Source organism: Polynucleobacter sp. MWH-UH19D (assembly GCF_040409795.1).
Lineage (GTDB): Bacteria > Pseudomonadota > Gammaproteobacteria > Burkholderiales > Burkholderiaceae > Polynucleobacter.
In genome coordinates this window covers 332163-345933 of sequence record NZ_CP099571.1, presented here as the reverse complement: position 1 = coordinate 345933, position 13771 = coordinate 332163, and the positions used below count along the sequence as shown (strand labels likewise).

12 protein-coding genes are annotated in these 13771 nt (G+C 36.9%); 1 reads left to right on the top strand and 11 read right to left on the bottom strand.

The features are described 5' to 3' along the window. Positions 1-17: 17 nt before the first annotated feature. Positions 18-1100 carry a glycosyltransferase gene (locus NHB34_RS01820; RefSeq protein WP_353427874.1) on the top strand — a complete coding sequence of 361 codons (1083 nt, stop codon included), beginning with the start codon at positions 18-20 and terminating at the stop codon, positions 1098-1100. 92 nt (positions 1101-1192) lie between these two features. Here NHB34_RS01820 and NHB34_RS01815 read toward each other — a convergent pair whose 3' ends face one another. From NHB34_RS01815 to NHB34_RS01765, 11 genes are all read right to left on the bottom strand, one after another. Beyond that, complete coding sequence (locus NHB34_RS01815) at positions 1193-1393, bottom strand: hypothetical protein (protein ID WP_353427872.1); 201 nt, start codon at positions 1391-1393, stop codon at positions 1193-1195. Between the two features lie 170 nt (positions 1394-1563). Then, a complete protein-coding gene (locus tag NHB34_RS01810; protein ID WP_353427871.1) occupies positions 1564-1812 on the bottom strand; it encodes a hypothetical protein in 249 nt (82 codons plus the stop codon). Between the two features lie 473 nt (positions 1813-2285). Next, positions 2286-3047 (bottom strand): glycosyltransferase family 2 protein, encoded by a 762-nt coding sequence (locus NHB34_RS01805; RefSeq protein ID WP_353427870.1) that lies wholly within the window; start codon positions 3045-3047, stop codon positions 2286-2288. 1 nt (position 3048) lies between these two features. Next, positions 3049-4224: a glycosyltransferase family 1 protein gene (locus NHB34_RS01800; RefSeq protein ID WP_353427869.1), complete on the bottom strand. Its 1176-nt coding sequence runs from the start codon at positions 4222-4224 to the stop codon at positions 3049-3051. After that, on the bottom strand, positions 4224-5174 hold the full coding sequence (locus tag NHB34_RS01795) for an NAD-dependent epimerase/dehydratase family protein (protein ID WP_353427868.1): 951 nt from the start codon (positions 5172-5174) through the stop codon (positions 4224-4226). The genes NHB34_RS01800 and NHB34_RS01795 overlap by 1 nt, the downstream gene beginning before the upstream one ends. A gap of 33 nt (positions 5175-5207) precedes the next feature. Beyond that, a complete protein-coding gene (locus NHB34_RS01790) occupies positions 5208-6128 on the bottom strand; it encodes a hypothetical protein (RefSeq protein WP_353427867.1) in 921 nt (306 codons plus the stop codon). A 1347-nt stretch (positions 6129-7475) separates the two neighbouring features. Next, complete coding sequence (locus NHB34_RS01785; protein ID WP_353427866.1) at positions 7476-8210, bottom strand: class I SAM-dependent methyltransferase; 735 nt, start codon at positions 8208-8210, stop codon at positions 7476-7478. Between the two features lie 85 nt (positions 8211-8295). After that, complete coding sequence (locus tag NHB34_RS01780) at positions 8296-9249, bottom strand: glycosyltransferase family 2 protein (protein ID WP_353427865.1); 954 nt, start codon at positions 9247-9249, stop codon at positions 8296-8298. Between the two features lie 63 nt (positions 9250-9312). Next, entirely contained in the window at positions 9313-11280 is a 1968-nt protein-coding gene (locus NHB34_RS01775) for an acyltransferase family protein (protein ID WP_353427864.1), read from the bottom strand. A 30-nt stretch (positions 11281-11310) separates the two neighbouring features. Beyond that, positions 11311-12036, bottom strand: coding sequence for an FkbM family methyltransferase (locus NHB34_RS01770; protein ID WP_353427862.1), 726 nt, complete (start codon positions 12034-12036; stop codon positions 11311-11313). After that, positions 11999-13738, bottom strand: coding sequence for an ATP-binding cassette domain-containing protein (locus NHB34_RS01765; RefSeq protein WP_353427861.1), 1740 nt, complete (start codon positions 13736-13738; stop codon positions 11999-12001). The genes NHB34_RS01770 and NHB34_RS01765 overlap by 38 nt, the downstream gene beginning before the upstream one ends. Between the last annotated feature and the right edge of the window lie 33 nt (positions 13739-13771).

Sequence of the window (13771 nt, the reverse complement as noted above, 5' to 3'; positions counted from 1 at the left end):
GAATCTATAATCAAGCCATGTCTGGAATTCTATTGGCCTTTTTTACCTCTTTCATCACAACACTTCTGATTATTCGCACCCAGAGGTTGCATGCACTCTACTCAGCAGATCATGACCTTAGTGGGCCACAAAAATTTCATGAATTTTCTGTACCTCGAATTGGAGGGCTGGGGATTGGCTTAGGAATCATTCTTTCGACTGCATTGCGCTGGCTTGGAAAGGATGGCCAAAGTATAGAGTTGATATTCATTCTATGCGCAATCCTCCCATTTGGAATTGGCTTTGCTGAAGATATCACCAAATCCATCAGCATTAGGGCAAGATTGCTTTCCATTGCTATTGGGGCACTTGCAGCAAGCCATTGGCTGGGAGCAGAAATTACATCCCTTGATGTCTGGGGTTTTGACTACGTTCTCCAAGTTCCCTTAATTGCAATGCTATTTACTACGTTTGCCATTACTGGGCTGTCAAATGCCTATAACATTATTGATGGTTTTAATGGACTAGCAAGTATGGTAGCCATCATGACCCTATTAGCACTGGGGTACGTAGGATTTAAATTTAACGACTTTCCTCTAGTTTATTTAAGCATAACAATGGCCGCAGCGATTTTGGGATTTTTTATTTGGAACTACCCTCGTGGCTTAATTTTCTTAGGAGATGGTGGAGCTTATTTGATTGGCTTTTGGATTGCAATTATTAGCATCTTAATGGTGGTACGTCACAATGAGATCTCTCCATGGTTTGCATTACTCGTAAATGGCTATCCAATCACAGAAACCTTATTTACAATCTATCGCCGAAAAATTCATCAGGGAAAGAATCCAGGGGACCCTGATGGCATACATTTTCATTCACTAATTTTTAGACGGGTACTTAACACAGGGGGGAAAGGGAGCGCCATAGCAGCCCAGACCGCAAACTCCAAAACATCACCTTTTCTCTGGGTATTGTGCTCTTCGGCTATAGCCCCAGGGATCCTCTTCTATCAGTCTACGATGATGCTTTTCTCATTCTTTTGTATATATGTTATTTTTTATACTTGGCTGTATTGGAGAATTGTAAAATTCCAAACACCAAAGTGGTTTCGTCTTTACTAACCTTTGAAAATATCCTCCACCAAAGCTTGATATACGGCATTAGCGGGCGCATCTTTACCCTACCTGATCAACTAAAAATCCACAAAACGGACTCATTCTTCTTTACGAATACGTCTCATTCTTAAATAAATAAGCCCCCACTCTGAAGTGAGCTGCTTAGCATCATCACTAGGTAATTGCTCTGTCCAGTTCTGAAGGCCCCACTCATGGTGCTTACGGCACTTATCTATAGCTCGAATCATGGCGCGATTAAGCTCATCACTGGCGCGCTGCACTCCACCCAATTGCATCATCTTTAAAAAACGCTCTTACCGAATCTGGACAATACCTTCCTCGATTTGCTCTCTGGATTTATTGCACTGTATTCTTAATTCAATTGGAGGAAGCAAGCAATCAATACACGAGGGAATTGAATATTTTCTAGCCAATCAGACAGGCGAACCTTTAAATAGCCCAACTCCTCTTAAGTTGGATCCTTAGTTGCCAAAGGTTTGACTTGTTTATACGCATCTAAGATCAATGCGTATGGTTTTTTAAATTCTGCTTTAATATGCTTAAGCTGAGACACTAAAATGTTACGCCGACGATAGGGTTTGATATATTCCACCATTTGGATGAGCGTTTCTATCTCCTTCGCATCACTACCATCCGAATTTATCGATAACTTATACACCTCTTCAGTAAAGCGGCGATCAATTGAGAGTTTATTCATCCTCCCGAGAAAAAGTAAGGCCGATCAATACTCGACAGGGAAATGGCTACATCTAAGTCAAAGATCTCATTTAGCTTTGACTAAGTAGTTAAAAGAACTTCCTGAAGAGCAGGAATACCTCGTGGTTAGCATTGATCGCGCAGGGCAACATCACGCAGCAGTCTGGGTTCTGGGCAAGTCAATCGAATCTATAAAAAGAATTGTCAGAATTGCTGAGCTTGATGAGTTTGTTATCAAAGGAATAAGGGGTTACTCGATGCGCATAGGTGGAGCGCAGAATTTACTCAATTCAGGAGCAAGTATGCCCATCATTATGCAACCCGGAAGATGGTCTAAGACTGATACAGTAATGAGATATCTAGAGCAAAGTAGGCGCCTTAGCTAAGATCAATAATTTGCGACTATATCCCGGATCACATTATGTGCTTGTCTGTAAAGCAAGAATCCAATTCAATAGTAAAAAATTTCTGCACTTATTTTTTCGTTTGACCTGGAATAAGCTGTGCCAACTTTAATAGATTCTTACTTATTAAAGTTAAAATTCCGCCAATTTGATTTCGCCTTAATATAGAAAGATCCTCTAAAGACTTTTTAATAATTGTTTTAACTGATTTATTGCTTATACCGCCATGACGCATACGAACCAGCACCTCCGGTATATGAGATGAAAATAATTTCCCTTTGCCAAAAAACCGCAATACTAAGTCATAGTCAGCCGCTATAAGATAAGATGTATCAAAGGTTCCCAATCTTTTATAAACGGAGCGCCTTATATAAAGGGTTGGATGAGGTGGCATCCAACCCTTATGTAAAAATATCTCGTTAAACTCGCAGGATTTCCAATATCGTACAATTTTGGAAGTATCATTTTTACGAACATATACAAGATCTCCATATACCGCCTCCACCTTAGAGACATTAAAAACGTTTGCAATCTTATCAAGAACATCGTCGCTTTCAAATAAATCGTCCGCATGCAAAAACCCAACAATATCACCAGTGCTGTGAAGTATCCCTTTATTTAAGGCATCATAAATACCGCCGTCTGGTTCGCTGATATAAACATCCAATTTTGATTTATATAAATCAAGGATTTTCAAGGTGCCATCAGTTGAGCCGCCGTCAATAACTATATACTCAACAATTGGATAGGTCTGAGATAATACGGAGTCTAATGTCTGCTGTATTGTCCCACAATTATTGTATGAGGCGGTAATGACTGATATTTTTAGCAATTTATGAGCCTCTTTGTATTTGTACTTGTTGCTCTATCAAATTAGTAAACTCTTCTGAAAATTTATTAAAATTGATTTCCGCTACCTCAGCAAAGTGACCCCCACCAATATCGCCAAATCCATGAGTGGAGGAATTAAAACTCTCTAAAATGTTGGCTAATTGATCCGGTGCATCTGGATCAAAAAAAAATGCGTTATTACATTGCTCCTTATGCACACGCAGCTCAGACAAAATTATAGGGACCCCAATTACCTTCGCCTCCTCAACAGTAGTGCTCCACCCCTCAAATTTAGATGGATTTATTAAGGCAGCACATTTCATCATCAAAGCCATTATGTGTGCACTAGGGATCATACCAAGCAATCTTAGGCTATCCCCTAAACCATTGAAATTTATATGCCGCTGAATTTTTTCGAAATAGTGAGGGTCCCTCTCATCGGCCTGCTTCCCAGAGCATACAATAACTACACTTATTCCACGTTTCTTAAGTATGGATACTGCACGAATTACGCAGATATGATTTTTATGGGCCCAAAACTGATTAGGCAAAAAGAAAAAATGCTTTGGCAATCCATATACCTCAACGATCCTAGATGCCTCCTCTATGCTAGGCAATTTAGGTGGGGGAGCACAAAAACGTACCACGCTAGTGCGACCCTTGGTTATTGGGTAATATTTTTCACAGTCTCCTCTAGCATCCTCGCTACTTAACATGATATGTCTACCAGATAGTGCCTGCACTCGAAAGCCAATTTCTCTTTTCCAATATGCTTGCCAGCCAAATAGCTTTTTTAAATATCGATGCTGAAAATCTGGAATCCAAGTCAAGACTGGAAGTGGAAAATGCCAACCATAAAATCGCGCTGATTCAAAAACAATATCAACTTTATTTTCTAAAAAAATATTCAGCGCCTCATTATCGGACCCAAATAAAATTGCTTTGAATAAACGTAGATTATTTCTACTAGAGTTAAAAGTCTGATTTCTAACTACCTTGACCCTCTCAATTCCCTCAAAGACTCTAAGATCTTCAACGGCAATATCAGTACCAACAAAAATAATAGAACGAACACGATCAGGAGAAAAACTCGACAGCGCACTAACAAGATTAAATATATATTGATGTCCACCCCGCCATATTCGACCATCAATATAGTTAAATGCAATAGTGATCATTATCTAATTTTCATGTGCCTAAGGTACCATTCAACATAATTTGGCACTCCAATTTGGACGGGAAATTGCGAGGAAAATCCCAACGAATTCAATTGCCTACAATCGCCAATTAAGCTAAACGGATCTCCTTTGCGAGTTTTCATATTGAATAAAATTTTCGATCTGTGGGGCCAAGAGCTCAGCACAAGTTCTACCACCTCCCTAACTCTGACACCTAGGCCGGTTCCAATATTTATTATTGGAGACTCATTAGATGCTAAATCACCTACAACTTGCAAAGCAATAACTACATCGCGAATATCTGCCCAATCCCTTGTTTCTTCACCTGATCCGCCGAGCGTAATTGATGCATTGCCTAATGAAAGTTTGGTACACAGCTCCCAAAGCAACTGTTTTTGCAAAAATTTACCATAGACTGAAAATAGCCTTGCAATAACAACATTAACTCCAAATGTCTTTGCATAGCTTTGACAAAGAATTTCCATCATTAATTTATGATGCCCATAAGGGGAGCATGGATTACATTTAGCACTCTCCGAAACAACGTGTTTATGAAGATCCCCATAAACAGCTGCACTAGAGACTGCAATCAACTTGGACTTAGGTGCATTTAACCTAATCCACTCTAACAAATTTGCCGTTCCAGTGACTGTACGACAAAAATCCTCATAAGGCGCTTCTAATGACACTCCAACAGAAGAGCCTCCGGCAAGATGAAAAATCTTATCGGGTATGCAGGATGATTTTGCTAATAAATCAAGATTTTCAGCAACTAAAGATCCATCAACCCATTGTGATACACCAAACCCCAAAGCATCTCGAGCCGGCCAGGCGCCATGCCCTAATCCAAAAACCTTATAACCAAGGCCCGCAAGCAGCGGCGCAAGGTTGCGTCCAATAAAACCATTGGCGCCAGTTATCCAAATTGACTGTCTATTCAATGTATTCAATACCGAATATTCCCGCGCATAGATGATCTTTTGCTAACATGCCAAATCCCCAACTTTTAAAGTTGCTTGAGTAATGACGTCTATTAAAGGCAATTGCATAATTGAACTTAATTCCTCTCTACTAGATTGACAAATAAGAGCACCGTTTACGTCACGACCTTCACGAAATTTAGCCCCAACAAAACAGTTGCCAATAGATACTTCTGACACACTCTCATTCAATAAATCTCTGCGAACAAAAAATGCATTACTACCAGCAGAATTAACACCTACCAATGCCATATTCATATTGTTAGCTAAATGAATAAAGGCTGGCAAGCTAGCACCATAATATAAATTGGAGTGGTGCATATTTGATCGCACAAAATCCGATGAATACGGTACTGATACCGCTCTATTCATCCCAAACATTGCGTTAAATTCTACAATCAAAACTCGTGGAGTCCAGGTAGTAAGTTTTTCTAAGACAAAATAATCCACCCCATCAATATCAACCGACAAAAGCCCAATATCTTTATCAAAACCACTTACCGAAAGAAGCTCTTCTATATTTTCTCGGGTAATAAATGAGCACAATGCATTTATTGAATGCTTCCAATAAAAATATGAATTTCTAAGTCTCTTAATATTTCGACTTGATCCATCAATTACAAATCCATCCCAATTGTCTTTTTGTAGCAAAAAACGGCAATTTGACTCAAAAAAATCCTCGACACCAAACTCAATAAAATTTTTATTTTTAATAAAAACATTCTGAATTAAATGCTGTATGATTCCATCCTCACCCCACTGAGAAAACACTTTGAACTCATAATTAGACAAACTAGAGTGGGGTTTTTTTAAGTTCATTTTAGATAATATTAACCCCTGGTTAATCTTAATCAAATCTAGATCGCGATTGAGGGTAAATAATGTTCGCAAAGCGATAAAAAGTGAGCCAATTTTAGTAAGCATATAAGCATCTTATTTATTAGAAAAATTAACGCTATAAGCATTTTATTGTCAATTATCAAACTGATTAGAAGCTAAGTCATGAGAATACTGACGGTAAATGCAAAAGATGAAAGAAAGCCACCCCTCATATTATAAACAACCGAGCCCACAAACTGAAAATATATTAAATGGTCAATTGATAAGGAGCTGTGTTTGTATTTTAAGTAAATTGAATCAATTTTTTTGAATAATAACCTCATTAATGGTGCGCCTAATATAATTCCCCTATGATTGGCAAGGATACATTTTCCAACCTCAAATCTACCAACAGAGAAATCTCGATGTCTGATTTTACCGGCTTTGAGGGCCAAATAGATCTTGGAATAAAAAAATAGTGCTCCTAGAGATCCATAGATGTAGTTCATTTCGCCCGCATCTAATGCCCTCATGAACATTTGGAATGCATCAAAGTGCCCCCGCTCTGATATTCAAAAAATGAAAATTCCCTGAATATCTCAAGAATGGGGAATATAAAAAACAATTCCGATAGTAATAAACTTGGAAATAAGTAAAAATCTTGAGGCGTACATATATGATTTTTTTATTGCCTCATCAGGAATGTCAAAACCAGTGGTATGTAGAGAGCGCCCACAAGAAACCGTGAAATTCCGCTTGGCGAAGCTGAAAAAAGCAACCCTAGCCTAAAAAATACTTTATGGTGTACTTTTTTTGCGCACAACAGGATATAAGTCTAACTCATATTTAATAACATAGAGCTTAAAAAAAAATCCAACGAAAAGGTAGCCAGCCTTAGATTCAATATTTATCCCCTCACTAAATTCACCGCCCTTAACAAATAATAATATATGTGAAGATCAAAAATCTCAAAAAAATGAATAGTCCGCCAGATGAAAGAACTAAAAACCACTTTATATTTTGAGCCGATAAAGCGTAAATATTAAATGACATATTAATTAATGGATGGCCTAAATTGCTTGATGAAAATCTTACTTATAATGCCATCCAAAAAAGGGATACGAATAATAATGAAGTGCGTACGCCAAGTAACCTAGCTTCTTCGGAAAATTCTTCTCCACCCCAGTAAATACTCTCATTATCCAACTCATTTATTGGGAAAATTGAAAAGAGAATAAGGGGAAAAAATTCCTGCCGCTTGCGTCATCGTCCCGCAATCCTTTTTGGCTACAACTTTTATCGAGATAATTCCTATTAATAGATACACTATGATCAGTGGAAAGTTTTGATCAAAATGCACTACATTCACAACTAGACCGAATGAGAGCAACACCAATCCATAGAATAAGTAAATCGACTTATTCATGAAAGACCGTATAGAATAGCCTGTAATTAATCAGGGCAGTCGCAATATACATAACCGTTATATGTAAAAAATTTTGGTGCAGTGGTAGGGAAAAATTTTAATAAAATTTTGCGCAAAATATTTTTCACTCTACCTCTACTTGCTCCATACAAAAGCTTCTCATACTCAACAGAAGGGGCTGTCACTTTGCTCTCAATAATTTTATAACCGGAGGTTTCCAACAGGCTGGCCAAAGTTTCTATCGTATAAAAATTAATATGTCCAGTTTTCTTTCCATTTGAAATTGCGCGACAAATATTGAATCCATGCTCAAGGGGCACTTCAATGAGAGCTTTTTTGGAGACTCTACCCAACTCACTTAGAAACAAACGCTCATGTTCGACGTGCTCAAGTACATGTATGGCAATACCAAGATCAAATTCTTTATTTTTAAAAGAAATTTGATAACCGTCAAATTTCTTTACTTCATTTAACTCTGAAATATTTCGCAATTTTATTTTTTCTATTCCGCTGTCGGAAATCTCTAGGGCTACCATCCTAACAAAGACCCCCGTTCCCGAAAGCTCAGCCAAGACATTGCCATCGCCCGCCCCGACATCAAGCAGACTTAAATTAGTAGATTTGTTAGTCGCATCAATGATATTTCTCGCCGAATCGATTGCAGATAACTTTCGCTTTTTAACTAACCACTCATTCTTATCATAGTAGCCCTCGTATAACCTCGCATATTTCTCATTTAATAGTTGATCCTGGTGATCCATAAAATCCTCATGTATTGATAATTGCTATTGATTTAATTTATCAACTTAGATCTAAAGACATCATAACTAATTACGAGTAATAATTTCATAAAAAATTATGCCTAAGCCTTAAACGGCGAAAATTATTGGCAATTGATTTTAAGAATCTTATGTAGCTTGGACCGCTCAACTTTTTTAGCGCAGCTTCGATATGGAACAAATCCTCTTTAGACCGACGTACATCTTCAGGGAATTTAATATCTTTTATTCCAGAACTAAATTTTACCTCATCAATATCCAAAGCAGCACAATGCGTGCCGCTTCCATCAAACCCAATATTTTTCACCAAAGAAACTGGGGGGTACAAAACTAACCCCGAGCAAAGATAAACACTCCAATTCCAACGAATCGCCCAAGAATCTATCTCTCCTAATACTTGCCTGAACAGCATATCCGAATATGCATAACTCCCACCAACATCAAATTCTTGCCTCATAGCTTTATTATTCAAAAGCAACTCCCATCCAGTAGATGTTGGATCAAAATTTTTCCAAGCGCGTCTCCATGTGGCCCAACCCCAGCTTGATATATTTGGCAAAAGCAACGAAGTAGCCCTTTGAGAAAAAATGGGTATTGGAAACATGTATGCAGAAATCTGCATTACTTTCGAATTATTTTCATATTGGTTCAATGCCTGATTAAGAAATTTTAGAAAATAAACATCGACAATTAAGTCGTCCTCGAGAACAATAATCCGCCCGTATTTATTAGTTATTTGGGTAACACCTTGTATTACTGATGCAGCTAGACCTAAATTAAGAGTTGACTCAATTACGACCTTGTTAGGATGGGGGAACTGATTTGCAATAACTCGGGTTTTATTCACATTCACTTGGTCACTAGAGCGTTTTGCCCCATCACAATATATGAACAGTGGACTTAAAGAAAACTCTGGATTATTTGCTAAAGCGCTTAAGGTTTTAGACAGATGTTCTGGTCTATTATATGCAAACAGCACTATTGGAGCAAAGTCATGAGAATGATAATCCTTATTTTTCATACCATGTCTTTAAATAAAGCCCCAATAATAAAAATAGTCAATTAAAACGCAATGTTCTATGAGTTATTGCCAATATTTATCAGCAAAGAATAGAGAACCATTTATGGATAAATGAGAGTAGTCTCGATACATTGGCACTCCATACTTATCGACCGGGAAGTTTCCATTAATATATTTTCTTGCATCAAATATTTCAAGATTATGCTTAATAACAAGATCTTTAATCAATCGATCATACTGACTATAGTCATCAATAAATATAGATTCATCTAATGTGCATATCTTTGTTGGGACAATGGGCCTTTTCAGGAAGCAATCTTTTATTCCTTCCTTCATATCTGGCAAATCGTAAATTAGGATTACACGCTTTCCATGGCTACGCAGTTTCATAAGCGTTCGCTCAAAAGCCTTAAAAACATATTCATAATTATCATTGCCCCAGATACTCCCCATATTATCTGTATAAATTAATCGTTTATCAAAATATGCGTTATGCCAAAATGCAATATAGACCGTATCAATGGATTTATTGTTTAGGACATAGTTAAATATTGGAAGCATTCTTGAATAGCAATTAGGCGAAGTGCTTGGACCACTCATACTGATACCGAGAAAAGGTGGGCATCCACCAACTCCCATATTAATTAAATTCTTATTTTTAGCTTTATAGTATTCACTTAACCCCCAATAGAAATGATTCGCATGGGAGTCTCCAATAATGGCTACGTTTGGAGGGCTATTAGAATTGGAGATATTGCAATAATCCCCCCCTGGGAATTTTTTTTGACATTCCTCGCTTTTATTATACAAAGTGTCCCAATCAAACTGCTTCAGAATAATCTCACGAGATTGAATTCGAAAATCATAACCATTCTCCTTGCTGACTATATAACCGCTCACGCCTATTACAATCATTAAAGCCATAAGCATTAAAACTTTATATTTATTTTCAGCAAATCTAATGGGTTTTTCTATAAAGTAGTATGTGATAGTAGCGCAAATTAAGGATAAAAAAATGCAAAATGAACTAGTCCATGCAGATAGTTCTTTACCTTCTAATATTCTTGCAAATGACAAGATAGGCCAATGCCATAAATATAAAGGGAAACTTATCAAGCCAAGCCAAACCATAAATTTATGACTTAATATGACTCTGTTTATCCATGCATCCTGTGAACTAACTATTACGAATGTAGCACCCATTATCGGAAGTGTTGCCCACCATCCAGGAAATTTAAATTCCTTAGTTATTAAGAAAATTGATCCGATAATTAATATGCCACCAATAATTGATGGCAATTCTATGTAATATTTACTAAGATTTGCACCAAAGAGGTTTTCATGGATAATGCTCAAAAGATACTTTTTCCATAAAGATAAATATCTTGCGTATTGGCTTGCATATAGCATTGAATAAGCTACCATTGAACCAACCATTAATTCCCAAAATCTTGTATGTGGCAAGAAAAAGGCAGCGGTTATATTTACTTTGGCAGTTAATATATTAAAGATAAAGGATGCAAAAATAAGTGCTAAAATTATTACTGCTAATTTTATTTTTTTGATCCAAAAGATTAAAATTAGCAACGGCCATACCAAATAATACTGCTCCTCTATAGCAAGAGACCATAAATGCAATAGAGGTTTTTTCTCGGCAATATCATCAAAGTATCCACTTTCCTTCCAATATATGAAATTAGATATAAAAGTGGATCCTCCAAAAATATGCTTACCAAGCTGCTTGTATTCATCAGCAAAAAGTGCAAACCAACCAAACATTAAAGAAGACAGGAGCACAAGCAATAATGAAGGAAATATGCGCCTAATGCGTCGAATATAAAACTCTTTTAGCTTAAAGTCGCCGCTTTCTAATTCATTAAGAATAATTGTTGTAATCAGGTAACCTGATATAACAAAAAAAATATCTACGCCAGTGAAACCGCCTTTTAACAAATTGGGGTACGCATGAAATCCAATTACTGAGATGATTGCAACGGCACGAAGACCATCAATGTCAGCTCTATATTTCATTTAATAGTCAATATATGCTTTGGGGAAATTTTAGGCGTTAGCTTGAGAAAAGAAGAAGGTATTGTGTGTCTTTGCAAGAATCTTGTAATTATGTTGGAACAATATAGCAGCAGTGGGATGCCTTCTTATGTCTTCAATAGATGAATTGAGCAACTCAACCGCTATGATGGTAGGCCGATATTTTAACCAATCATTGGAACAAATAACCTCATGATCAAGGCCCTCAACATCAATTGACATGAAATCAATCTTTGCACCCATTGGCAGATAGTTATCTAATACTTTCTTTAGAGTTGTTACAGATATTTGAATTTCATCAATTATTTTATATTTTGAGCTTTCTTTTGACTGAGCCTCTTCCTTGGAGAATGTATTTAATGCTGACTCATTGAACGCATAATATGTCATCGTAGATTCGATAGATGATATTCCGCATTCAATAGTAATATCTCTAGGACGGAAAAAATTAAATATTTTCTTAGTTCCTGGTAGTGCATCGATATTGATTCCCCTCCATCCCCTTTTATAAAAATAGTAGGTATTAGAAAATCTGAAAGGATGGTGAGCTCCTATATCAACATAAAAACCATTCTTTATTCCCATTACTTGAAATATTCTTGAAAGGATTAAATCCTCCCCTTCTTGAGAGAAAGATATGCGGCCATGAGGGATATTTCTAATTATCTTGGATAGAAAACTCTTGAACGATTTATTTATATTAGGGGGTAACATTTGATCTAATTTCGAGCCTTCCATTATGAATGCGCCATATCTCATCCACTAGTTCAATTAAATATTTATCGTGGGTAATGAATAGGAGTATTTTTTCCTTATACAACATCATTAAATTTTTCAAGACCGCATCTCTTGTTTGTGGATCTAATGCGCTGGTTGCCTCATCAAGTATCAGCATATCAGGATTTCTTATTAAAGCTCGTGCCAACCCAATACGTTGACGCTGTCCGCCAGACAAATTTCCCCCTTGATAGTCCAGTTCAGTATCTATTCCAAATGGTAACGAATCTATAAACTCGGTTAATCCAGATGCATCAACTGCAGCCCGTATTCCACTATCGGTTGATGGGAATCCAAATGTAATATTTTCTCTAATACTTGCACTAAATATACGCGTTTGCTGCTCAACTAATATTATTCTTCGGCGTATCGAGTTAATATCAAGCCTCTCAAATGGAATACCACTTATCTCTAGTCCCCCTGCCATGGGTTGAAGCAACCCCAATAAAATATCTGACAGAGTAGATTTTCCTGATCCAGACTTGCCAATTAATGCATAAACTGTTCCCGGCTTCATTTGCGCCGTAATACCACTTAGTATTGGCTGTCCTGCAATATAACCACAAGATAAATCTGACAAGACTATTTTATTAACTGTTTCTATAGGGCTATTTTTAGTTTCAATGCCTTTATATTTTTCAGACTCAATGATAATCTGCTTCAAATCAAGCACAGCCCTTATATCAGCCGCGAGCTTCCCCCCAGAATAAACTGCTACACCCAAAAATGAGAGTACTCTCACCAACATTGTAGTAACTACAAAAAAATATACTATCGAGACATTCTCGATCAATCCAGACCCCGGGAAAATTAAAACTAATCCCCCAACCAATAGCACTAACCCTGGAATAGTTCGAGAAGCATGATTAAATACCTCAATCCTAAATAGTACTTTTGTATAACGGTAAACAGCTTTCTTATATCGCGCATCTACATAATTTTCTGCAGCCATGGATCTTATAGATCTAAGTCCATTAAAAGCCTCAATAAATGCTGTTGATGCCTCCCGAGAAAATTTAGAAGACTCAATACTGAGAGTTAATATTTTTTCAAGTAAAAACCCTAAAATGAAACCACATATAGACAAAAATATAACAGTGAAAATAAAAACATTTGCAGAATATAAATACAATACCGCCAAACCTACTAAAGCTGCTAATAATGCCGACAACATTTGAACAAATGAAAAGAATAACTGGCCCACCCGAATAGCATCATCCCCGGCTAAACCCATGTAGTAACCTATTGTGCGTTTATAAATCTCGCTTATTGGAACTTTTGATATTACCGCTGCAAAGGTGGAGGCCGAGAGTTCGGCGTGAATTTTTTTAGAGATAATTGTGTTTAATATGATTTGCAAAAGACCAATAATCATTCGCAAGCTAAATAACAGCAAAAAAATCCATAACCATGTTGCCGGATCATTTGGCATACTGCAAAAATAAGCAACCTCATTCCATAGCTCTATAACTTTTACTGATCTTATATTTTGAGCCCCTCCGCTCACGCTAAGCGGAATCATAATGCTTAGAACTGCATACTCTAAAATAACTCCTAAAAGTATGCCAATTAAGGCCACATATGTTAGCGGGAAGTTTTTAAATACATATTTAAAAAAAATGGGGGATGCCGTAACAATTTGACTAAGCCTATGTGAACTCATTTAAATTTGTTCAATACTCACATTTGTAGGAAT

Bases quoted from the DNA above. Each gene is read 5' to 3' on its own strand.
- NHB34_RS01785 (WP_353427866.1), bottom strand. From the start codon at position 8,210: ATGGATCACCAGGATCAACTATTAAATGAGAAATATGCGAGGTTATAC.
- NHB34_RS01800 (WP_353427869.1), bottom strand. From the start codon at position 4,224: ATGATCACTATTGCATTTAACTATATTGATGGTCGAATATGGCGGGGT.
- NHB34_RS01765 (WP_353427861.1), bottom strand. From the start codon at position 13,738: ATGAGTTCACATAGGCTTAGTCAAATTGTTACGGCATCCCCCATTTTT.
- NHB34_RS01815 (WP_353427872.1), bottom strand. From the start codon at position 1,393: ATGATGCAATTGGGTGGAGTGCAGCGCGCCAGTGATGAGCTTAATCGC.
- NHB34_RS01780 (WP_353427865.1), bottom strand. From the start codon at position 9,249: ATGAAAAATAAGGATTATCATTCTCATGACTTTGCTCCAATAGTGCTG.
- NHB34_RS01810 (WP_353427871.1), bottom strand. From the start codon at position 1,812: ATGAATAAACTCTCAATTGATCGCCGCTTTACTGAAGAGGTGTATAAG.
- NHB34_RS01820 (WP_353427874.1), top strand. From the start codon at position 18: ATGTCTGGAATTCTATTGGCCTTTTTTACCTCTTTCATCACAACACTT.
- NHB34_RS01770 (WP_353427862.1), bottom strand. From the start codon at position 12,036: ATGGAAGGCTCGAAATTAGATCAAATGTTACCCCCTAATATAAATAAA.
- NHB34_RS01775 (WP_353427864.1), bottom strand. From the start codon at position 11,280: ATGAAATATAGAGCTGACATTGATGGTCTTCGTGCCGTTGCAATCATC.
- NHB34_RS01790 (WP_353427867.1), bottom strand. From the start codon at position 6,128: ATGCTTACTAAAATTGGCTCACTTTTTATCGCTTTGCGAACATTATTT.